This is a genomic window from Roseomonas sp. HF4 (genome assembly GCF_005222755.1).
Lineage (GTDB): Bacteria > Pseudomonadota > Alphaproteobacteria > Acetobacterales > Acetobacteraceae > Neoroseomonas.
In genome coordinates, this window is record NZ_STGD01000005.1 from 139479 (window position 1) to 161118 (window position 21640).

At 72.6% G+C, this 21640-nt stretch carries 21 protein-coding genes, 1 tRNA gene and 1 riboswitch; of the genes, 9 read left to right on the forward strand and 13 right to left on the reverse strand.

Features of this window, described 5'->3' with window-relative positions:
* The first annotated feature begins 156 nt into the window (after positions 1 to 156).
* The 4 genes from E8M80_RS25885 (at position 157) to E8M80_RS09885 (ending at position 3987) form a co-directional block, all read left to right on the forward strand.
* Positions 157 to 1593, forward strand: a complete 1437-nt coding sequence (locus tag E8M80_RS25885; protein ID WP_170979313.1) for a hypothetical protein — start codon at positions 157 to 159, stop codon at positions 1591 to 1593.
* Between the two features lie 146 nt (positions 1594 to 1739).
* Positions 1740 to 2255: a cytochrome c gene (locus E8M80_RS09875; RefSeq protein WP_137125519.1), complete on the forward strand. Its 516-nt coding sequence runs from the start codon at positions 1740 to 1742 to the stop codon at positions 2253 to 2255.
* Positions 2256 to 2282: 27 nt separating this feature from the next.
* Positions 2283 to 2945, forward strand: a complete 663-nt coding sequence (locus tag E8M80_RS09880) for a hypothetical protein (protein WP_206035604.1) — start codon at positions 2283 to 2285, stop codon at positions 2943 to 2945.
* Between the two features lie 295 nt (positions 2946 to 3240).
* Positions 3241 to 3987: a hemerythrin domain-containing protein gene (locus tag E8M80_RS09885; RefSeq protein ID WP_137125520.1), complete on the forward strand. Its 747-nt coding sequence runs from the start codon at positions 3241 to 3243 to the stop codon at positions 3985 to 3987.
* 132 nt (positions 3988 to 4119) lie between these two features.
* Here E8M80_RS09885 and E8M80_RS09890 read toward each other — a convergent pair.
* Positions 4120 to 4205: transfer RNA gene (locus tag E8M80_RS09890), tRNA-Leu, on the reverse strand.
* Between the two features lie 30 nt (positions 4206 to 4235).
* Here E8M80_RS09890 and lipB point away from each other — a divergent pair.
* On the forward strand, positions 4236 to 4898 hold the full coding sequence (lipB, locus tag E8M80_RS09895) for a lipoyl(octanoyl) transferase LipB (RefSeq protein WP_137125521.1): 663 nt from the start codon (positions 4236 to 4238) through the stop codon (positions 4896 to 4898).
* Between the two features lie 72 nt (positions 4899 to 4970).
* Here lipB and E8M80_RS09900 read toward each other — a convergent pair whose 3' ends face one another.
* The 11 genes from E8M80_RS09900 to E8M80_RS09950 all read right to left on the reverse strand — a co-directional run bounded on the left by E8M80_RS09900 (position 4971) and on the right by E8M80_RS09950 (position 15404).
* A complete protein-coding gene (locus E8M80_RS09900) occupies positions 4971 to 5948 on the reverse strand; it encodes a tripartite tricarboxylate transporter substrate binding protein (protein WP_170979314.1) in 978 nt (325 codons plus the stop codon).
* Between the two features lie 28 nt (positions 5949 to 5976).
* Positions 5977 to 7299, reverse strand: a complete 1323-nt coding sequence (locus E8M80_RS09905) for an MmgE/PrpD family protein (protein ID WP_137125523.1) — start codon at positions 7297 to 7299, stop codon at positions 5977 to 5979.
* Positions 7296 to 7745, reverse strand: coding sequence for a GNAT family N-acetyltransferase (locus E8M80_RS09910; protein WP_137125524.1), 450 nt, complete (start codon positions 7743 to 7745; stop codon positions 7296 to 7298). Before E8M80_RS09910 ends, E8M80_RS09905 begins: the two co-directional genes overlap by 4 nt.
* A complete protein-coding gene (locus E8M80_RS09915) occupies positions 7742 to 8638 on the reverse strand; it encodes a dienelactone hydrolase (RefSeq protein ID WP_137125525.1) in 897 nt (298 codons plus the stop codon). The genes E8M80_RS09910 and E8M80_RS09915 overlap by 4 nt, the downstream gene beginning before the upstream one ends.
* A complete protein-coding gene (locus E8M80_RS09920) occupies positions 8638 to 8964 on the reverse strand; it encodes a cupin domain-containing protein (RefSeq protein WP_137125526.1) in 327 nt (108 codons plus the stop codon). The genes E8M80_RS09915 and E8M80_RS09920 overlap by 1 nt, the downstream gene beginning before the upstream one ends.
* 102 nt (positions 8965 to 9066) lie before the next feature.
* Positions 9067 to 9627 carry an NUDIX hydrolase gene (locus E8M80_RS09925; RefSeq protein WP_137125527.1) on the reverse strand — a complete coding sequence of 187 codons (561 nt, stop codon included), beginning with the start codon at positions 9625 to 9627 and terminating at the stop codon, positions 9067 to 9069.
* Positions 9624 to 12524 (reverse strand): aminomethyl-transferring glycine dehydrogenase, encoded by a 2901-nt coding sequence (gcvP, locus tag E8M80_RS09930; RefSeq protein WP_137125528.1) that lies wholly within the window; start codon positions 12522 to 12524, stop codon positions 9624 to 9626. Before gcvP ends, E8M80_RS09925 begins: the two co-directional genes overlap by 4 nt.
* Positions 12521 to 12898 carry a glycine cleavage system protein GcvH gene (gene gcvH / locus E8M80_RS09935; RefSeq protein WP_137125529.1) on the reverse strand — a complete coding sequence of 126 codons (378 nt, stop codon included), beginning with the start codon at positions 12896 to 12898 and terminating at the stop codon, positions 12521 to 12523. Before gcvH ends, gcvP begins: the two co-directional genes overlap by 4 nt.
* 12 nt (positions 12899 to 12910) lie before the next feature.
* Entirely contained in the window at positions 12911 to 14020 is a 1110-nt protein-coding gene (gene gcvT, locus E8M80_RS09940; RefSeq protein ID WP_137125530.1) for a glycine cleavage system aminomethyltransferase GcvT, read from the reverse strand.
* A 41-nt stretch (positions 14021 to 14061) separates the two neighbouring features.
* A riboswitch (glycine riboswitch) is annotated at positions 14062 to 14168 on the reverse strand.
* Positions 14169 to 14304: 136 nt separating this feature from the next.
* Positions 14305 to 14868: a histidine phosphatase family protein gene (locus tag E8M80_RS09945; protein WP_240789970.1), complete on the reverse strand. Its 564-nt coding sequence runs from the start codon at positions 14866 to 14868 to the stop codon at positions 14305 to 14307.
* Positions 14865 to 15404 (reverse strand): hypothetical protein, encoded by a 540-nt coding sequence (locus E8M80_RS09950; RefSeq protein ID WP_137125531.1) that lies wholly within the window; start codon positions 15402 to 15404, stop codon positions 14865 to 14867. Before E8M80_RS09950 ends, E8M80_RS09945 begins: the two co-directional genes overlap by 4 nt.
* A 105-nt stretch (positions 15405 to 15509) precedes the next feature.
* Between E8M80_RS09950 and ispH the strand changes: the two genes are divergently transcribed.
* The 3 genes from ispH (at position 15510) to rnhA (ending at position 18029) form a co-directional block, all read left to right on the forward strand.
* On the forward strand, positions 15510 to 16466 hold the full coding sequence (ispH, locus tag E8M80_RS09955) for a 4-hydroxy-3-methylbut-2-enyl diphosphate reductase (protein WP_137125532.1): 957 nt from the start codon (positions 15510 to 15512) through the stop codon (positions 16464 to 16466).
* On the forward strand, positions 16466 to 17437 hold the full coding sequence (locus tag E8M80_RS09960; protein ID WP_137125533.1) for a homoserine kinase: 972 nt from the start codon (positions 16466 to 16468) through the stop codon (positions 17435 to 17437). Before ispH ends, E8M80_RS09960 begins: the two co-directional genes overlap by 1 nt.
* Positions 17438 to 17579: 142 nt before the next feature.
* Entirely contained in the window at positions 17580 to 18029 is a 450-nt protein-coding gene (rnhA, locus tag E8M80_RS09965) for a ribonuclease HI (RefSeq protein WP_137125534.1), read from the forward strand.
* Positions 18030 to 18113: 84 nt separating this feature from the next.
* Here rnhA and katG read toward each other — a convergent pair whose 3' ends face one another.
* Positions 18114 to 20324, reverse strand: coding sequence for a catalase/peroxidase HPI (katG, locus tag E8M80_RS09970; RefSeq protein ID WP_137125535.1), 2211 nt, complete (start codon positions 20322 to 20324; stop codon positions 18114 to 18116).
* A gap of 296 nt (positions 20325 to 20620) precedes the next feature.
* Between katG and E8M80_RS09975 the strand changes: the two genes are divergently transcribed.
* Complete coding sequence (locus tag E8M80_RS09975) at positions 20621 to 21541, forward strand: LysR substrate-binding domain-containing protein (RefSeq protein ID WP_137125536.1); 921 nt, start codon at positions 20621 to 20623, stop codon at positions 21539 to 21541.
* Positions 21542 to 21640: the final 99 nt, after the last annotated feature.

Sequence of the window (21640 nt, forward strand, 5' to 3'; positions counted from 1 at the left end):
GAGTTGCCAGCCTAGAGGCTTTCGCTTCGCGGCGGCAGGGCCACCCTTGCCGGTTCGGGACTGGTTCCCCGTCCGCCTGCCCCGGCCTATCGTGCAGCGGGAAGCCAAGGGCCTCGCGCGGCGCGGGGCGGACGGCAGGAGCAGCAACGTCCGGACATGGACGACAGGCGACGGATCGCGGACATCGTTCGCACCTACCTGGCCCGCGAGCGCATCTCGCGGGATGAATTCGCACATCGCGCGCGGCTCGGCCGATCGACCGTGGACAAGCTGCTGGTCGGCCTGTTCTCCGACCGCACGCTGGCGGTGGTGGAGGCCACCACCGGTCTGGTGCTGCACGACCAGGCCGCGTCCCCCGCGCTGCCGGACGCGCCGCCCGGCACCATCGCCGCGACCGAGGCCGAGGATGCCGCGCCCTCCATCGCCGTGCTGCCCTTCACCTTCATGGGCGAGGCCGCCGGGCAGGACTGGCTGGCGGACGGCATAACCGAGGACATCATCACCGACCTCGCGCGGCTGCGCTGGCTGTTCGTGATCGCGCGCAACTCGACGTTCACCTACAAGGGGCGCGCGGTGGACGTGCGCGAGGTCGCGCGGGACCTGGGCGTGCGCTACGTGCTGGAAGGCAGCGTGCGCCTCGCCGGCGGGCACATCCGCGTGACCGGCCAGCTGGTCGACGCAGGCTCCGGCCGCCACATCTGGGCCGAGCGTTACGACCGGGAGATGGCCGGCATCTTCGCCGTTCAGGATGAGATCACCCGCAACGTGGTCGCCGCCATCGAGCCGCATCTGTATGCCGAGGAAGGCTTTCGCGCCGCGGCGCGACCGACCGAGAACCTCTCCGCCTGGGGCCTGGCAGTGCGCGCCATGGGGCTGATCACCAAGGTCGGGCGCCGGCACAACGAGGAGGCGCGGCGGTTGCTGGACGCGGCGATCGTGCTCGAGCCCGGCTATGCCCGCGCCCATGCGCTGCTCGCCTGGTCGGCCTGGTGGGCGGCGCTCTGCTACTGGTGGCCGGACAACGACGAGGGCTACCGCATCGCCGCGCGCCAGGCAGCGGAGGCGGTCGCGCTGGACCCGACCGAACCATGGGCGCGCATGACGCACGGCATCTGCCTGTCCACCGTGCGGCAGCACGAGGCGGGGCTGGTCGAATTGCGCGCCGCGCTCGACCTCAACCCGAACTTCGCGCTCGGCCGGACGATGTATGGCTGGGGGCTGCTGCGCGCCGCGCGGATCGACGATGCCATCGCGCAGACCGGCCTCGCGCTGCGCCTCAGCCCGACGGACAGCTTCGCGGGGATCTACACGGCGATCCACGGGCTCGCCCTGCTCGGCGCCCGGCGCTTCGAGGACGCGCTGCCGCACCTGCGCGCCTCGGTGGCCGGCTTCGCGGAATACTTCGGTCCCTACAACACGCTGATCTCCTGCTGCGGCCATCTCGGCCTGATCGAGGAGGCGCAGGACTGCATCGTCGCGCGCAACCGCATGGGCCCGCCGATCCGCGTGGGCGTCCTGCGCCGCAATCTCGCGGGCTTCGCGCATGCGGACGTGTTCATCGAAGGCTTGGTCAAGGCCGGCGTCCCGGAGTGATCCGCCGCGCGGCGATGTGACGCGGGTCACCGGCGGGACGGATTCCGGAAAGTTCCGGAAAGCTCCGGCGATGGCTCCGGAAAGGCCGGTCGATCAGGGTGCGGTCATCCCGCGGCGAGGTCGCCCGGGCATCGAGGACCGCAACCATGACCCATCTCGCCTCACGCGGCCTGCGTGCCGCGGCCATGATCGCCTCCCTCGCCGCCGCGCCGGCCCTGGCGCAGCAGGCGCCCGCCGACCGGGACGCGCGCGGCGAATACCTCGCGCGCATCATGGATTGCGGCGGCTGCCACACCGGCGGCGCGCTGGCCGGCCAGCCCGATCCGCGGCTGCACCTCGCGGGATCGCAGATCGGCTTCGGCATCCCCGAGGTCGGCGTCGTCTACCCGCCCAACCTGACGCCGGACCCCGAGACCGGACTCGGCGCCTGGAGCGAGGCGGACATCGTTCGCGCCGTGCGCACCGGCGTGCGCCCCGACGGGCGTGTGCTCGCGCCGGTGATGCCCTGGCATTCCTACGCCGCGCTGAACGACGCCGATGCGCGGGCGCTGGCGCGCTACCTGCGCAACCTGCCGCCGGTGCGCAACGCCACCCCGCACATCGTCGGCGCGAGCGAGACGCCGACCATGCCTTACCTGACGGTCGTCGTTCCCGGGCGCTGAAGGCGCCCCAACCCAAGGAGGAGGATGATGAGCAACAAAGACAACGCCGCGCGTGGCGGCATCCGCAAGGGGATGCTCGTGCTCGGGGCGCTTCTCGCGACAGGGCTCGCCGGGAGCGTGGTCACGTCCGCGCTGGGGCATGGCGGGCACGCCACGCGGCACCGCACCTCGGCGCCGGTCCGCGCGCCGGACCTGCCGCCCGAGCTCGCCGCGGTGCGCGATGCGCTCGCGAAGTACCAGGACCCGCGCGTGGCGATTCGCGACGGCTATCTCTCGACGCTCGGCTGCGTGGAGTACCCGGTCGGCGGCATGGGGGTGCATTTCATCAACCCCGCGCTGGTGGGCCCCACGGTGGATCCGATGCGCCCGCAGATCCTGGTGTACGAGCCGGATCCGCGCGGCAGCCTGCGGCTGGTCGCGGCCGAGTGGTTCGTCCCGCTGGCAACCGGCGTCGCCGAACGTCCGACGTTGTTCGGGCGACCCTTCGACGGGCCGATGGCGGGGCACGAGCCGCTGATGCCGGCCTCCCTGCACCACTACGACCTGCATGTCTGGCTGTGGAAGGAAAATCCGGCCGGAATGTTCAACGCCACCAACCCCGGCGTGGGATGCGCCGGTCATCCCTATGCCGAGATGGAGCAGCCGCCGCCGCTGGTGGCGCATGCCCATACGGCCGCCCCGGGGCGGTGAGGGACGAACGACCCTGCGGCCGCACCGCGTGCCCGTGGTCCTGTCGGCCAGCGGGCGGATGCGGCCGCCGTGGGTTGTGACGATCCGCTTCCGCGACCGCGGCGGCAATGCCGACGGGCCGGCGGCCGGCGGGCCGTCACAGGATGCGCCGATGGGTCCCGCACTCAGCGGCGCGGGCGCGAAGCCCGAAGCCTAGCACCTGCGCAAGGCCGACGGCAGGAGACGACCGCCCCCCGGCGACGTGCGGTGCGGGGACGGCGGAGGGCACCCGCACGGATGCCAAGGAGACACAAACATGCCGATGATCAACGACAACCGGCTCAAGCCGACCCGCGACAACCTATTCGGCCCGGCGCCCGCCCCGCGGCGCCCGGCTTCCTTCGACCTGTACGGGCCGGTCCACAAGGGGCTGCGCCTGGCGCTGACCGGGCTGCTGGTGCGGCTCGGCGCGCAGGACTGGACGGATGCCGAGGGCACCGCGGCGCTGCTCGATGCGATGCGCGCGCAACTCGAGATCTCGGCGGCGCACCTGCGGCACGAGGAGGAGCACATCCACCGGCTGCTCGATGCCCGCCAGCCGGAGGGCGCGATCCGCCCGCGCCACCAGCACGAGGCGCATGACGCTGCCTTCGCCGACCTGGCGCTGATGATCGAGACCATCGCCGCCACACCGGGCAACGCGCGCCCGGCCCTCGGGCGCCGGCTCTACCTGCGCTTCAGCACCTTCGTCGCGGAGGATTTCGAGCACATGGCGGAGGAAGAGCAGGCGGTGCAGCCGATGCTCCAGGCGCTGCTGACGGATGAGGAGATGCAGGCGATCGAGGCCGGCATCCTGGCAGCCATCCCGCCGGCCCGCGCCCAGGCCTTCCTGCGGCTGATGCTGCCGGCGATGAGCCGGCCCGAACGCGCCGCCTTCCTCATCGGCGCGCGGGCCAAGGCGCCGGACGACACAGCGGTGGCGATGATCGAGGGTTCCGCCATGAACAGCCTGGACGCGGCCGACTGGCGCGACTTGCAGAAGCGCCTTGCGCTGGCTGCCTGACGGCGCCGCCGCCTCGCGGCCCGCGGGATCACCCCGGGCCGGGAGCGCACGGCGCGCAACCAAGGCTCGCGGAGGCGGCCGTGTCGCGCCGAACGCGCGCTTCCGTCGCGAAGCGCTTCAGCGTCAGGAAAATGGTGCGGTCGAGAAGATTCGAACTTCCACAGGGTTTCCCCTACCAGCACCTCAAGCTGGCGCGTCTACCATTCCGCCACGACCGCAAACCGGGTAGAGGGCGCGGCGTATACCCCATGACCGCGCCGCCATCAACACACCCCCTGGAATGGATCGTCGCCGAGGGCCGAACCCCCTACGCCGAGGCGCTTTCGGCCATGGAGGACCACGTCGCTGCCATCCGCGCCGGCACGGCGGCCGAGCGCGTCTGGCTCGTCGAGCACGACCCCACCTACACCGCCGGCACCTCCGCCAGGCCCGAGGACCTGCACGACGCCCGCTTCCCGGTCTTCGCCGCCGGGCGCGGCGGGCAATGGACCTATCACGGGCCGGGGCAGCGGACGGGCTACGTGATGCTCGACCTCAACCGCCCGCATGGCGGCGTCCCGCCGCGCGACGTCCGCGCCTATGTCCACGGGCTCGAGGACTGGCTGATACGCGCGCTGGACCGCTTCAACGTCACAGCCGAGCGGCGGGAGGGGCGGGTCGGCCTCTGGGTCGCCAACCGCGCGACCGGCGGCGAGGACAAGATCGCCGCCATCGGCGTGCGCGTGACGCGCTGGGTGACCTGGCACGGCGTCGCGCTGAACGTCGATCCCGACCTGTCGCATTTCGGCGGCATCGTGCCCTGCGGCATCAGCGCGCATGGCGTGACCAGCCTGCACGCGCAAGGCATCCTCGCCACCATGGAGGAGGCCGACGCGGCGCTGGCATCGGCCTGGGGCGAGGTCTTCGGCTAGAACATATCCGACCAGGCGGGATCGCCCGATCGGATGTCCTGCTCTGGAAAACTCTGATTCCGGAGCCGAGCCTCAGCTCGCCGTGGCGCCCGAGGCGCGCACGACCTCCCGCCAGCGGCGGCTCTCCTCGGCCACGAAGGCCCCGAGTTCGGCGCGCGGCGTCGGCAGCGGGTCGAAGGCGCGGCTCTGGAACAGGGCCGCGATCTCGGGGCTTGCCAGCGCCTTGCGCGTCTCGGCGTCGATGCGCGCCAGCACGGGCTCGGGCGTGCCGCGCAGCGCGAACAGCCCCGTCCAGTTGACCGAGCGGAAGCCCGGCAGCACGGAGGAGATCGGCGGCACGCCCGGCAGCGCCGCGTTCGGCGTCTCGGATGCGACGCCGAGCGCGCGCACGGCACCACCGCGGACCTGCGGCAACGCGGTTCCGAGGCCGTCGAACATCATCGGCACCGTCCCCGCGACCAGGTCCGTCATGGCCGGCGCGCTGCCGCGGTAGGGCACATGCGTCATCTCGACGCCTACCGCCGCCTGGAACATGGCGCCCGTCAGGTGCAGCTGCGACCCGGTGCCGGAGGAGGCGTAGTTCACCTTCCCCGGATTGGCGCGGATATGCGCGATCAGCTCCGCCAGCGTCGCCATCGGCAACTGGCGCGGATTGACGACCAGCACGTTCGGCTGCTGCGCCAGCATGGCGACCGGCAGGAAGTCGCGGTCCGGGTCGAAGGGCAGCGTCTGGTACAGCGCCTTGTTGATGCAGATGAGCGAGGCGGTCGCGACCAGCAGCGTGTGCCCGTCCGGCTCGGAGCGCGCGAAGGCCTCGCCCGCCACGGTGCCGCCGGCGCCGCCACGGTTCTCGACCACCACGGGCTGGCCGAGTGCCGCGGCGAGCCGCTCGCCCACCGCCCGGGCCAGGATGTCGGTCGTGCCGCCCGCGGCGAAGGGCACGATCACCTTGATGGGCCGCGACGGAAAGGCCCCCTGGGCGCGCAGCGGCGTGGCGAGGGTTGCGGCACCGAGGGCCGCGAGCGTGGCGCGGCGGCTGATCGTCGTCATGGCAGGTCTCCTCCGGCAAAAAAGGAGCCTAGGCCGCATCGGCGGCGAGGACACCCCCTGCTGGCCGGTGGCCCTGCTCGGCATCGAGCAGCGCGGCCATCGCCCGTGCCGCGGCCGCCTCCCCCAGCACCTGGGCGGCGAAGCGCAGGAACTTCGCGCGCACCGCCGCCTCGGTCATCGGCAGGCCGGGATCGCCGGGCACGGCGTCGGCACGGGCCTCGAGCCGCGCGCCATCCGAGAGCGTCACCGCGAGCGCCGCGCCGCGGCGGCCGGCGGCGGTCAGGGCAGCGTCCTCCTCGAGCCGGATCCGGGCCTCGAGCGCCCGCAACGCCGGATCGGCCAGCGCTGCATCCGAATAGGCCGCGGGGCCGAGGTCGCCCTGCCCCAGGGCCGCCGCCACCGCCCAGGACAGGCTGAACTGCGCGGAGATGGCCGATGCGGGGGCGCGGTTCGCGGCGTAGCGCAAAGCCTCGGCATAGGTCGTGACCGTGACGGCCTCGACCTCGCCGAGCCGCCCGGCCACCGCCGGAAGCAGGGCCAGCGCCGCCGCGGCCGCGTAGTGGGCGTGCCGTACGCCGGCGAAGGGCTTGATGTAGGCCCCCTCGACCAGCCAGGCGTCCGGGGCGACGGGCGGCGGCGGCGCGTCCAGGCCGAGGGCGCTGCGCCGCGCCTCCGCGAAGCCCTCGGCCGGCGCGTCCATGCCGGCCAGCGCGCCGGCCGCCGCCAGCGTGCCGAGCAGCGCGGCATGGGCCGGGTAGGTGTTGCGCCCGTCCATGCCGGCCGCGATCGGCGCATACATCGCGAAGGGCACCTGGCAGCCAACGAGCCGCACCGCCCGCGCCGCCGCCGCCGCGTCGCCCCCGGCCAGCCGCACGGCGGCGGCGGCGGCGCCGAGCGCGTGCCAGGACCCGTCCACATGCATCCCCGGCCGGATGCGCCAGGCGATGCCCGCCCGCGCCGCCACCTCGTAGCCGAGGACGAAGGCCGCCAGCGCCTCCCCCACCGTCGCGCGCCCTTCCGCCAGCGCCGCGATGCAGAGCGGCGCGACCGCGAGCCCCGGCCGGCCATGCGCGCGGGCCAGGCCCTCATTCGCCTCGTCCCAGCACATGGCGGCGGCGAGCAGCGCGGCGGCGCCGGCCTGCGACAGGGGCTGCGCGACGCCGGGCAAGCGGATGCCGCCCGGCATCGTCGCACCGAGGGCAGCGCCGAAGCCGCGCGGGCGCGCATGCCCGAGCCCGGCGAGCATGCAGCCGAGGCTGTCCGCCAGCAGCAGCCGTGCCTGCGCGGCGGCCGCGCTGCCCGGCGGCGGGCCATCCCAGGCGGCGGCGATCGCCTCCTCGAACTGCATCATGGCGTGTGGTCGTAGGTGATCCACGTGGTCCGCTTCGCCAGCCGGTCGTAGACGCCGCGGCCGCGGTAGTTGTCGTCGGCCGTGATCCAGCGGACCACCGACCAGCCGCGGTCCTTTGCCATGGCGCCGAGGTGCAGGATCAGCGCGTCCGCCACGCGCCGCCCGCGCGCGGCGGGGTCGACGAAGATGTCGTCGAGGAAACAGCCGGTGCTGGCCGAGAGCGGCCGTGCGAAGGGCCGGTAATGCGCAATGCCGACCGGCGTGCCGTCGAGTTCCGCGACCAGGCCTTTCACCTCGTGCCCGGGGTCGTGCAGCCAGGACCACACGCGGTCCCGCATCTCGGGCGTCTGCGTGACGCGGTAGAACTCGGCGTAGCCGGCATAGAGGCGGTCCCAGGCGGCGCGGTGGTGCGGTGCCGTGGGCAGGATGCGAATCGTGTCGGTCATGGCGGGGTCCCGGCGAGGGCGGCGGAGAAGAAGGCGATCGCGTCGGCGTGGAAGGCCGCGAGGAAGGCCGCGCGGTCCTGCCCCGGCGGATCGGCGCAGAGGAAGGGCAGCGCCGCGTGGCGCTCGGCGTCGCAGGGCGGCAGGAAGACCCAGTGCCCGGCGCCCTCCACGACCTGCGGCACCGGCCGGCCGGGCAGCAGGGGCGCGATGGCCTCGGCGTGGTGCGGCTCGGCCAGCACGGTGTCGGCGCCCGCGCGCCAGATGCGGATGGCGGTGGCGGGCGGCACGGGGGCGAGCCCGTCCGGCGCGAACAGGAAGCCCAGCGCCGGCGCCGCCAGGATCGCGGCGCGGATGCGCGCATCGGCGGCGCCGAAGGGCCCGGCCCCGTCCCGCGCCGCCGCCAGCGCCGCCTGGCCGAAGGGGGAGGCGCAGAGCCGCTCCTCCGGCGCCGCCGCACACAGCGCCGGCCAGCGCGCCGGGTCGGCCCGCCCGCCCGCCAGCAGCAGCGCCGCGGTCGCGCCGGCCGAATAGCCGAAGACACCGATCCGCGCCGCGTCGATCCGGGGCTCGGCGGCGACCAGGTGGTCAAGCACGCGCCCGGCGTCGCGCGCGCGGACCGCCATGCGGGCGAAGGCGTTCGGCGCGGCGCGGTCGGCCACCTGCGTGAAGGCGGCGGCGGCGATGCCGGCGCCGGCCAGCGCCGCAGCAAGCGGCGCGTGGTCGGCCCAGCCGCCGCCCGCGCCGTGCAGCAGCAGCACGAAGGGCACGCGGCCGTCGCTCGGCGGCAGCCAAAGCCGCCCCTCCAGCGCCGGTGTGCCGGCAACCGTGACGGGTGTCTGCGCGGCGGCCGGCGTGGCGATCAGCGCCGCCGCCAGCAGGAACGCGCGCAGCATCACCCCTCCCCGCCCTCGGGGCCGTAGAAGACGACCCAGACGGCGAGGTCGTCGGAGAAATCCTCGAAGCGGTGCTCGGCCCCGGCCGGCACCCAGATCATGTCGCCGGGGACGAAGGGCGCGCGTTCCCCGGCGCAGAAGAAGGTGCCCTGTCCGCGCACGACGACATAGGCCTCGTCGCGCGTGTGCGGCGCCTGGGGGTCGGTGCCGCGCGGGGCGTACCAGCGGGCCTCGAAGCTGCCATGGCCGAAGATGCGGGCAGAGGCGCGGCCGGGCTCGTTCGGCGCTGCGGCGGCCTCTGCGGCGGGGAAGACGAAGCGGGGCATGGCGGCGATGCTGCGCGCGCGGGGCGCCTCGGGCAACAGCGAGGGGGCGCCGCCCCTCGAACTCCCCCGCCAAGGGCCGAAAGGCCCTTGGAACCCGAAACTTCAGAAGGTCACGCGGCCGGCAGCGGCGAGCGCCAGCAGCAGGGAGGCGACGTGGGTGGATTGCTGCACCTCGCCCTCGCGGACCAGGCGCAGCACCTCGGCCACGGGAATGAGCTCGACCGCGATCTCCTCTCCGTTGTCGAAGGATTGCAGGCCGACCGACGCGGCACCCAGGGCAAGGACGGTGTGCACCCGGTTCGTGTGGGTCGCGGGGTTGGGGCGCAGGCTGGCGACATGGCGGAACTCCCGCCCGCCATGACCCGTCTCCTCGAGGAATTCGCGGCGCCCGGCGGTGACGGGGTCGGCATCATCGGCTTCCATCACGCCGCCGGGGAGTTCGAGATGCACCTCCCCGGCCGCATGGCGGTACTGGCGGTTCATCACCAGCCGGTCGTCGTCGGTCAGCGCCACGACATGCACCCAGTCGCGGTATTCCAGCACGTAGAACGGGTCCACCACGTCGCCCGTGGCGGCGACGCAGGAATCGGCGCGAACCCTGATCCAGCGATCCGCCAGCACGATGCGGCTGGCGGTCACGGTCCACGGCTTGAGCGCGGTCATTCGGCCGCGATCTGGTGCGCCTGCGCATAGGCCTCGAGCGGCGCGCAGGAACACACCAGGTTGCGGTCGCCATACACGTTGTCCACGCGCTTCACGGGCGGCCAGTACTTCCGCGCCTTGACGAAGGGCAGCGGGAAGGCCGCCTCCTCGCGCGTGTAGGGGTGCGTCCAGGTCTCCGCCGCGATCTCGGCCGCGGTGTGCGGCGCGTTCTTCAGCGGGTTGTCGGCCTTGTCCATGCGGCCCTGCTCGACGGCGCGGATCTCGGCGCGGATCGCGACCATGGCGTCGACGAAGCGGTCGAGTTCCGCCTTGGGCTCGCTCTCGGTGGGTTCCACCATCAGCGTGCCGGCGACCGGCCAGGACATGGTCGGCGCGTGGAAGCCGTAGTCCTGCAGGCGCTTGGCGATGTCCTCGACCATCACGCCGCCGCCCTGCTGGAAGCCGCGGCAGTCGAGGATGCACTCATGCGCGACCATCCCGTTCATGCCGCGATAGAGCACCGGGAAATGCGCCTCCAGCCGCTTCGCGAGGTAGTTGGCCGACAGGATCGCGACCTGCGTCGCGCGCGTCAGCCCCTCGGCGCCCATCATGCGGATGTAGGCGTAGGAGATCGGCAGGATGGAGGCCGAGCCCCAGGGCGCCGCGCTCACCACGATGTCCTTCGTCCCGCCGCAATCGACCAGCGGATGGCCCGGCAGGAACGGCGCGAGGTCCGCCGTCACGCCGATCGGCCCCACGCCCGGCCCGCCGCCGCCATGCGGGATGCAGAAGGTCTTGTGCAGGTTCAGGTGGCAGACATCGGCACCGATCGAAGCCGGGCTGGTCAGCCCGACCTGCGCGTTCATGTTGGCGCCGTCCATGTAGACCTTGCCGCCCTTCTCGTGGATCAGGGCGCAGATCTCGCGGATCGCGGCCTCGAACACGCCGTGCGTCGAGGGGTAGGTGACCATCAGCGCGGCGAGGTTCGCCCCGTGCTGCTCGACCTTCGCCCTGAGGTCCGCGACGTCCACGTTGCCGTCGCGGTCGCAGCCGACGACGACCACCTTCATCCCCGCCATCACCGCCGAGGCGGGGTTGGTGCCATGCGCGGAGGACGGGATCAGGCAGATGTCGCGATGCGCGTCGCCACGGCTCAGGTGCCAGCCGCGGATCGCGAGCAGCCCCGCATACTCCCCCTGGCTGCCGGCATTGGGCTGCAGCGAGACGGCCGCGAAGCCCGTGATGCGGCAGAGCCATTCCGCCAGCCGGTCGATCATCACCCGGTAGCCCGCGGCCTGATCGGCGGGCGCGAAGGGGTGGATGCCGCCGAAGCCGGGCAGGGTCACCGGGATCATCTCGGCCGTCGCGTTCAGCTTCATGGTGCAGGACCCGAGCGGGATCATGCTGCGGTTCAGCGCGACGTCCTTGTCCTCCAGCGACTTCAGATAGCGCAGCATCCCGTGCTCGGAATGATGCGCCTGGAAGACCGCGGCGGTGCAGAAGGCGCTGGTCCGTGCCAGCGCGGCGGGGATGCCGCCCTGCGCCGCGTCGAGGCCGGCCGGCGCGCCGCCGACCTCGGCCAGCGCCTGCGCCAGCAGGGCCAGGTCGGCGCGCGTCACGGTCTCGTCCAGCGCGATGCCGACCACGCCCGAATCATGCCGCGCGAGGTTGAAGCCGCGCCGGAGCGCCGCGGCCACCAGCGCATCGGCCCTGGGCCCGGCCTCGACGGCGACGGTGTCGAAGAAGGCATCGTGCCGCACCGCGAAGCCCGCCGAGCGCGCGGCGTCGGCCACGACGCGCGCCATCAGGTTCACGCGCCGGGCGATCCGCTTCAGCCCCTCCGGCCCGTGCCACACCGCGTACATGCCGGCCATCACGGCCAGCAGCACCTGCGCAGTGCAGATGTTCGACGTCGCCTTCTCGCGCCGGATGTGCTGCTCGCGCGTCTGCAGCGCGAGCCGCATGGCCGGCGCACCCGCCGCATCCACCGACACGCCCACCAGGCGCCCCGGCATCAGCCGCTTGTGCGCGTCCTTCACCGCCATGTAGGCGGCATGCGGCCCGCCATAGCCCATCGGCACGCCGAAGCGCTGCGTGGAGCCCACGACCACGTCGGCGCCCATCTCCCCGGGCGGCTTCAGCAGGCAGAGGCTGAGCGGGTCGGCGGCCACGATGGCGAGGCCGCCGCCCGCCTGCACCGCGGCGATCTCGGCGGTCAGGTCGCGCACTTCGCCGGTCGTGCCGGGATATTGCAGCACGAGGGCGAAGGGCTTGGCGGCCGTGACCTCGGCGACGATCGCTGCCGGCGCCACGAAGCGCACCTCGATGCCGAGCGGCGCGGCGCGGGAGGCGAGCACCGCCTTGGACTGCGGGTGCAGGTCGTCGGCCGCGACCAGCAGGTGCGACTTCTCGCGCGTCGCGGCGTGCGCCAGGTGCATCGCCTCGGCGACCGCCGTCCCCTCGTCGAGCAGGGAGGCATTCGCGACCGGCAGCCCCGCCAAGTCGCAGACCATGGTCTGGAAGTTCACGAGCGCCTCGAGGCGCCCCTGCGCGATCTCGGCCTGGTAGGGCGTATAGGCCGTGTACCAGCCCGGGTTCTCGAGCACGTTGCGCAGGACGACCGGCGGCGTGTGCGTGCCGTGGTAGCCCAGGCCGATCAGCGACTTGACGTCGGCGCGGTTCCTGGCGGCGAGGTCGCGCAGCTCCGCCAGCACCTCCTGCTCGGTCGCGGCCGGCGGCAGCGCCGAGAGGTCCATGCCGAGGATCGCGGCCGGCACGGTCTTCTCGCTCAGTGCCTCAAGGCTCGGCGCGCCCACGGCCTTCAGCATCGCGGCGATCTCGGCCTCGCTCGGCGCGATGTGGCGCGGCGCGAAGGCGTCGCCCGCCTCCAGCGCGCGGATCTCCTCGAGCGCGCTCATGCCAGGCTGTCCACGTAGGCCGCGTAGGCGGCCTCGTCCATCAGCGCCGCGACCTCCTCCGCATCGGCGGCCTCGATGCGGAAGAACCAGCCATCGCTGGTGGGGGCGGCGTTGATCGCGCCGGGATTGTCGGCCAGCGCGCCATTCACCTCGACGATGCGCCCGGCGATCGGGGCATAGACGTCGGACGCCGCCTTCACGCTTTCGACCACCGCGACCGCCTCGCCGGCGGCGACCTCGCGGCCGACCTCCGGCAGGTCCACGAAGACCACGTCGCCCAGCGCGGTCTGCGCATGGTCGGTGATGCCGACGGTGGCGACGCCGCCGTCGAGCCGCACCCATTCATGGTCCTTGGTGAATTTCGTCTCACTCATGGGATCTGGTCCTCAGCGGGCGTAGCGGTGGGGGACGAAGGGCATGGGGGCGACGCGGGCGGGGACCGCCTTGCCGCGCACCATCAGGTCGAGGGCGGTGCCGTCCGCGGCATGGTCGCGCGCGACGTAGCCCATGGCGACCGGGCCGTTGATCGAGGGGCCGAAGCCGCCGGACGTGACCTCCCCGATCGCGGCACCGCCGGGGGCGTGGACCGGGGTGTGGCCGCGCGCGGGCTGGCGGCCTTCGGGGCGGATCCCGACGCGCAGGCGCGTCGTGCCGCTCGCGAGTTCCTCGCGCACGCGTTCGGCGCCGGGGAAGTTCCATTCCATGCGGCGGCGCTTGCCGATGGTCCAGGTGAGCGTGGCCTCGACCGGGCTCGTCGTCTCGTCGATGTCGTTGCCGTAGAGGCAGAGGCCCGCTTCGAGGCGGAGCGAATCGCGCGCGCCGAGGCCCGCCGGCGCGACGCCGGGCAGCGCCAGCAACGCGCGGGCGAATGCCTCGGCCTGGTCCGCCGGGACCGAGACCTCCACGCCGTCCTCGCCCGTGTAGCCGGACCGCGAGACCAGGGCCGGCACGCCCGCGATGGTGAAGGCGCCGACCCCCATGAAGGACAGGGCGGCGATGCCCGGTGCCAGCGTCGCGATGGCGGCCACCGCCTGCGGGCCCTGTAGCGCGATCAGCGCGCGGTCCGGCAGCGGGCGCAGCGAAACGCCCGCGGGCAGAACCGATTCGATATAGGGCAGATCCACATGCTTGCGGCTGGCGTTGACCACCAGGAACAGCCGGTCGCCCATGTTGGCGACCATGAAGTCGTCGAGGATGCCGCCCTCGGCCATGGTCAGCAGGCCGTATTTCTGGCGGCCGGGCTTGAGGATCTGCACATCGGCCGGCGTCACGCGCTCCAGCGCGGCGGCGGCGCCTTCGCCGACCAGTTCCGCCTGGCCCATGTGCGAGACATCGAACAGCGCGGCAGCGGCCCGGCAGTGCAGGTGCTCCTGCATGATGCCGGCGGGGTACTGCACCGGCATGGCGTAGCCCGCGAAGGGCACCATGCGGCCGCCCAGCTCGCGGTGGAGCGACGCCAGCGGCGTGTCGAGGAGCTGTTCGGTCGAATCGGCCACGGTGCCTCCCGCCGCGATGCGGCGATTGGGGTTCAGTTCCGTGGCCCCCCTCTGTCCGATGACCTGAGAGATTCGGCGGGCGGTATCTCCTCGCCTTACTCCGTCGGTGCCGTGGCAAGCGTGCCACGGGCTTTCCAGAGGCCCCTTCCCCGCGCGGCCCTGTCTGCCTGAGCGTTTCCGGGGGCCGGTTGCGCCTTCGGCGGGGGCGTTGCCGCCCCTCTCTCCCGCGCGGGATCTACGGGGTGCGCCTTCATGACGGATCGGACGCGCCGGCGCAACGTCCATCAATCGATGCGCCGCCAGGCCTCCACCACGCGCGGCGGGTCGAGCGCCATGCGCCAGGCGCAGCCGGCCGCCGGCACGTCATGCGCGCGGTCGATCGGAAGGCCGGCGAGCGCGCACATCAGTAGCGTGCCGGTCCCGCCATGCCCGACGAGGACGAGGTCCCCCGGCCCGTGGCCGGCCAGGATGTCGCTTGCCGCCGCAAGGACGCGCGCCTGAGCGTCGATGGCGCGCTCCCAGCCCGCGATGCTCTCGGCCGGGCGCGCGAAGAAGGCGTCGGCGAGCCGCTCGAATTCGGCCTTCGGCCGATAGCCGGTGCTGCTGCGGTCCATTTCCGCCAGGCCCGGATGGACGTGGACCGGCAGGCCGAAGCGCGCGGCCAGGATGCCGGCGGCCTCGATCGCCTTGGTCTCGTCGCTCGCCCAGACCGCGGCGGGCGGCCCGATGCTCGCGGCAAGCCGCCGCATGCGCGCGATCCCTTCCTCCGCGAGGTGCCAGCGCGGCACCGGCACGACAGGATCGATGACGACCTCGGGATGCGCGACGAACAGGCCCTGGCGGCTCACCGCGGCCCGCGGCGCCGGTTCAGCGCCAGTTGCTCCGGCGTCAGCTGGAAGGACACGCGGACATTGTGGTTCTCGACGAGTCGCTCGTCGGCGCCGAAGGTCAGCGTCAGCGGGCGGCTCTCGACCCGGGTGCGATTGACGTTGGACGCGAAGTCGATGGGTGTCCTGAATTCCTGGCGGTCGATGATCTGGCTGTCGGTCGCATCCGTCACGGCCACGAACCAGGGCAGCACGACCTGGCGGCCGGCGCCGGCCGGCCCGCGCTCGACCTCGAAGACCGCCGAGATCGCCACCGCCACGCCTTCGCGCCGGCGCGTGTAGTCGCACCGGGCGTTGAAGCCGATCAGCCGGGCATCGAAGGTCACGTCGATCAGGTCCTGCCCGCCGCCCGGGCGGAACAGCGTGAGGTCGGCGCCGTCGGCCAGCACCGTCACGCGCGGGCAGGGCGCCGGTGCATTGCGGGCGGAGATGCCGCTGCCGCCACAGCCCGCCAGCACCGCCGCGCCGGCCAGCCCCACGATCGTCCTGCGCCACATGAAACCCACGGTTCCGTCCCCCTTTGACCCCAGGCGCCCCGTCTATAGTGTGCGGCCCGCCCGGGACAGGCCGCAACCTGCCCCCAGACCCCGGACCGCAAGACCATGACCGTCCAGAAGCCCCGCCTCCATGTCCTTCTCGCCGGCCCGCGCGGCTTCTGCGCCGGCGTCGACCGCGCCATCAGGATCGTGGAGGAGGCGCTGAAGCGCCACGGCCCGCCGGTCTACGTCCGCCACGAGATCGTGCACAACCGCTTCGTCGTCGAGGGGCTGGAACGCCAGGGCGCCGTCTTCGTCGAGGAGCTGGACGAGATTCCGGACGACGGCCAGCCGGTCGTGTTCTCCGCCCATGGCGTGCCGAAATCGGTGCCCGCGGCGGCGCAGCGGCGGGAGATGTACTTCCTCGACGCCACCTGCCCGCTCGTCAGCAAGGTGCACCGCGAGTCCGAGCGCCACCATGCGCGCGGACGCCACCTGCTGCTGATCGGCCACGAGGGCCACCCGGAGGTCGTCGGCACCATGGGCCAGGTGCCGGACGGCGCCATGACGCTGGTCGAGGATGCCGCGGCCGCCCGCCGCGTCGCGCCGCCGCCGGGCGTGCCGCTCGCCTACACGACGCAGACGACGCTGTCCGTCGACGACACGGCAGGGATCGTCGCCATCCTGCGCGAGCGCTTCCCCGGCATCGAGGGCCCCGCGAAGGAGGACATCTGCTACGCGACCACCAACCGCCAGGCGGCGGTGAAGGCCGTGGCGGCACGGAGCGACATCGTCGTCGTGGTGGGCGCGCCCAATTCCTCCAATTCCGTGCGGCTGCGCGAAGTGGCCGAGCGCGCGGGCGCGCCGCGCGCCGTGATGGTGCAGCGCGGCGCCGAACTCGACCCCGCCCTCGCGGAAGGCTGCGCGACGCTCGGCATCACGGCCGGCGCATCGGCGCCCGAGGTGCTGGTGCAGGAAGTGCTGGACCGGCTGCGGGACCGCTTCGACATCACGACGGAGGAAGTGGTGGTCGCGGTCGAGGACATCGTCTTCCGCGCGCCGCGCATGCGCGCCGTCGCCTGATGGCGGTCTACACCGAAGTTTCGGACGAGGCGCTGCGCGCCTTCCTGTCGGACTACGCGCTCGGCGAGCTGCTCGCCTTCCGCGGCATCGCCGAGGGGGTCGAGAATTCCAACTATGCGCTGAAGACCGAGGCCGGGGATTTCATCCTCACGCTGTATGAGAAGCGCGTCGATCCGGCGGAGCTGCCGTATTTCCTCGGCCTCATGGACCACATGGCCGCGCGCGGCTTGGCCTGCCCGACGCCCGTCCATGCGCGGGACGGGCAGGCGTTGCGCAGCCTCGCCGGGCGACCGGCGGCGATCGTGACCTTCCTGCCCGGCGTCTGGCCGCGCCGGGTGCGGCCCGAGCATTGCGCGCCGCTCGGCCGCGCGCTGGCCGAGATGCACCGGGCGGGGGAAGGCTTCGCGCCCGAACGGTCGAACGCGCTCGGCCCCGCAGGCTGGGCGCCGCTGCTCGATGGCTGCCGCGCGCGGGGGGACGAGGTGCAGCCGGGCCTGGTCGCGGAACTCGATGCGGCGCTGGTCGGCATCCTGGCCGCCTGGCCGGCGCCGGGCGCGCTGCCGCGCGGGCACATCCACGCCGACCTTTTTCCCGACAACGTCTTCTTCCTGCCGGGCGCGGACGGCAAGCCGCGCGTCTCGGGGCTGATCGACTTCTACTTCGCCTGCACGGAGCTGCTGGCCTACGACGTCGCGATCTGCCTGAACGCGTGGTGCTTCGAGCCGGACTTCTCCTTCAACGCGACCAAGGCACGGGCGCTGGTCGCCGGCTACGACGCGGTGCGGCCCATGGGCGCGGCCGAGCACGCGGCGCTGCCGGTGCTCTGCCGCGGCGCGGCGCTGCGCTTCCTGCTGACGCGACTGTTCGACTGGACGCACACGCCGGCAGGGGCGCTGGTCACGCGCAAGGATCCGCTGGAATACCTGCGGAAGCTGCGGTTCTTCGCGCAGGGCGAGGGGCTGGGGCTGTGAGGCGAGGAAATCGCGCGGGGGAGGAGAACCTCCCCCGACCCCCATCCCTTCTTTGGCACCTGGCGCGCGGCCTCGCGGGGCCTACGCCAAATGACAAAGAAGGTTGGGCGGTTCGGGGGGAAGCTCCCTTCCCCCCGCCCTCATGACCGACCCGCGCCCCCTGGTGGAGATCTGGACCGACGGCGGCTGCAAGCCGAATCCGGGCCCGGGCGGCTGGGCCGCGATCCTGCGCTTCGGCGAGCACGAGCGCGAACTGACGGGCGGCGAGCCCGAGACCACCAACAACCGCATGGAGCTGACCGCGGCGATCATGGCGCTGGAGGCGCTGAAGAAACCCTGCCGCGTCGCGCTGCACACCGACAGCGAATACGTGCGCAACGGCATCAGCCGCTGGATCCATGGCTGGGTGCGCAGCAACTGGCGCAACGCGGCGAAGGAGCCGGTGAAGAACCTCGACCTTTGGCAAAGGCTGCTGGCGGCCGCGAAGCCGCATGAGGTGGAATGGCGCTGGGTGCGCGGCCATGCGGGGGACCCGATGAACGAACGGGCCGATGCGCTGGCGACGGCGGCGCGGGACGCGGCGGCGGGCTGAGCCGGCCCGGCGACCGGCGCGGCACGGAAAGCTCGCACCCGGGCGCGGCGTCAATCACGCCGCGCCCGGGCACAGTTGCCTCGCTCAGGCGAGGTCGAAGCGGTCCAGGTTCATCACCTTGGTCCAGGCGGCCACGAAGTCGGCCACGAACTTCGCCTGGCTGTCGGCCTGGGCGTAGACCTCCGACAGCGAACGCAGCACGGAGTTCGACCCGAACACCAGGTCGACGCGCGTTCCCGTCCACTTCACGGCGCCGGTGGCGCGGTCGCGGCCGTTGAACTCCTCGGCCGTCTCGTCGGCCGGCGACCAGGCCGTGCCCATGTCGAGCAGGTTCACGAAGAAGTCGTTCGTCAGCCTGCCCGGCTGCTTCGTGAAGACGCCGTGCGGCGAGCCCGCATGGTTGGCGCCGAGCACCCGCAGCCCGCCGACCAGCACCGTCATCTCCGGCGCCGTCAACGTCAGCAGCTGCGCGCGGTCCACCAGCTGCTCCTCGGCCGAGACCGTGAAGCGGGCGCGGCGGTAGTTGCGGAACCCGTCCGCCTCGGGCTCGAGCGGGGCGAAGGACGCGGCATCCGTCTGCTTGGCGGTCGCGTCGGTGCGGCCCGGCGCGAAGGGCACCTCGATCTTGTGCCCGGCCGCCTTCGCCGCGGCCTCGACCGCCGCGCAGCCGCCCAGCACGATGATGTCGGCCAGCGAGATCTGCTTGCCGCCGGTGGCCGACGCGTTGAACTCCTTGCGCACCTTCTCGAGCTTCGCCAGCACCTTCGAGAGCTGCGCGGGCTGGTTCACCTCCCAGTCCTTCATGGGCGCGAGGCGGATGCGCGCGCCATTGGCACCGCCCCGCTTGTCCGAGCCCCGGAAGGTCGAGGCCGAGGCCCAGGCCGTCTGCACGAGCTGCGCGACGGTCAGGCCCGAGGCGAGGATCTGCGCCTTCAGCGCCTTCGCCTCGGCCTTGCCGATCAGCTTGTGCGTCACCGGCGGGACGGGGTCCTGCCAGATCAGGTCCTCCTTCGGGACCATCGAGCCGAGGTAGCGGACCTTCGGCCCCATGTCGCGGTGGGTCAGCTTGAACCATGCGCGCGCGAAGGCGTCGGCGAACTGCTTCGGGTTCTTGTGGAAGCGCTCCGAGATCTTGCGGTACTCGGGGTCCATCTTCATGGCCATGTCGGCCGTCGTCATGATCGGCGCGTGGCGCTTCGTCGGATCATGCGCGTCGGGCACCAGCGTCGCCGCGGCCGGGTCGGTCGGGATCCACTGCTGCGCGCCGGCCGGCGACTTCGTCAGCTTCCAGTCGAAGCCGAGCAGCATGTCGAAGTAGGCGTTGTCCCACTTGGTCGGCGTCGGCGTCCAGGCACCCTCGATGCCGGAGGTGATGGCATCGACGCCCTTGCCGCTGCGGAAGCTGCTGAGCCAGCCGAGGCCCATCTGCTCCATCGACGCGCCTTCCGGCTCCCGGCCGACCAGCGTCGCGTCACCCGCGCCGTGGCACTTGCCGAAGGTGTGGCCGCCGGCGGTCAGCGCGACGGTCTCCTCGTCGTTCATCGCCATGCGCGCGAAGGTCTCACGGATGTCGCGGGCCGAGGCGAGCGGGTCGGGGTTGCCGTTCGGTCCCTCGGGATTGACGTAGATGAGGCCCATCTGCACGGCGGCGAGCGGGTTCTCGAGATGACGGTCGCCCGTGTAGCGCGCGTCGCCGAGCCAGGTGTCCTCGGTGCCCCAGTAGATGTCCTCCTCCGGCTCCCAGATGTCGACGCGGCCGCCGCCGAAGCCGAAGGGCTTCAGCCCCATGGATTCGATCGCGCAGTTGCCGGTGAAGACGAACAGGTCGGCCCAGGAGATCTTGTTGCCGTACTTCTGCTTGATCGGCCACAGCAGGCGCCGCGCCTTGTCGAGATTCGCGTTGTCCGGCCAGGAATTCTCGGGCGCGAAGCGATGGGCGCCGTTGCCCGCGCCGCCGCGGCCATCCGCCGTGCGGTAGGTGCCGGCGGCGTGCCAGGCCATGCGGATGAAGAACGGGCCGTAATGCCCGTAGTCGGCCGGCCACCAGTCCTGGCTCACCGTCATCAGCGCGATGACGTCCTTCTTCAGCGCCGCGAGGTCGAGCTTCTTGAACTCCTCGGCATAGTTGAAGGCCGGGCCCATCGGGTTCGACCTGGCGGAATGCTGGGCGAGGATGCGCAGGTTGAGCGCATTCGGCCACCAGTCCTTGTTCGACCGGGTGGAGAAGCGGGCCGCCGTGGGCGTGCCGTGCATCACCGGGCACTTCCCGGCGCCGGCACCAGTGTTTCCGTCCATCTTGCTCTCCGTTCCTGGCTAAGTTCACTGACGTGGCCGGCGACTCGCCGCCGGATCCGGTTTGTCGGACAGCCCGGCGCCGAGAAGGGCGCCAATGCTGCCGTGCGCGTTCAAGACCGCCGTCCTGTAGCAAAATCGCCGAGGCGGAGCCATGCCACCCGCTGGCCGCGCGCACGCCACGGGGCGTGATCGCCGGCCGCACCCGGTGACTCGGCGGGTCTTGCTTCACGGCACCCTACCAAATCCGGACCATTAGTTTAAGATCGATCTCCTGATTGCTACGATCAGGTGAGCTTATGATAAACCTGACGCTCAGGCAGCTCCGCTATGTCGCCGCCCTGGCCCGCCACGGCCATTTCGGGCGGGCGGCGGAAGCCTGCGCCATCTCGCAGCCCGCGCTGTCGATGCAGGTCAAGGACCTCGAGGAGCAACTCGGCGCCGCGCTCTTCGAACGCGGGCCGCGGGGGGTCGCGCTGACCGGCTTCGGCGAGGAATTCACGCTCCGCGCCCGCGACATCCTCAGATCCGTGGACGAGCTGGACGAACTGGCGCGCGCCGCGCGCGGCCATCTGACCGGGCGGCTCAGGATCGGCGTCATACCGACCGTGGCCCCCTACCTGCTGCCGACCATCATCGGCGACCTGGCGCAGCGCCACCCCGGGCTCGACATCCATGTGCGGGAGACGCTGACGCCGCGGCTGATCCGCGACCTCGCGGACGGCCGGCTCGACACCGCCATCCTAGCCCTGCCGGTCTCCGAGCCCTCGCTCGAGGAAGTGGCGCTGTTCGAGGAGGAGTTCGTCCTCGTCCGGCCAGGCACGGAAGCCGGCAAGCCCGTGCCGAGCGTCGAGCGGCTGCGCGAGATGCGGCTTCTCCTGCTTGAGGAAGGGCACTGCTTCCGCGACCAGGCGCTGTCCTTCTGCCGGATGGAGGCGTCCTCGACGCGCGAGCTGCTCGACGCCAGCTCGTTGTCCACGCTGGTGCAGATGGTGGGCGCCGGCATCGGCGTCACGCTGATCCCGGACATGGCGGTCGCGGTCGAGACGCGCTCGGCCGCCGTCTCGGTCTCCCGCTTCCCGGCGCCGCGGCCCTCGCGCCGGATCGGCATGGTCTGGCGCCGCACCAGTCCGCTCGGCACACAGTTGCTGCAGGTCTCGGAGGTGGTCCGCCGCTCGGCCGAGGCGCTGCGTCCGCGCAGTGGCGCGCGCGCATCCTAGGGCGGCGTCCGATCGGATGGCTCGGCGGCGCAGACTCGTTCCGCATCGGGCGCGGTTCGCGCGCAGCCTTCGCGGGCAGCCGTGAATTCGCAGCGCCCG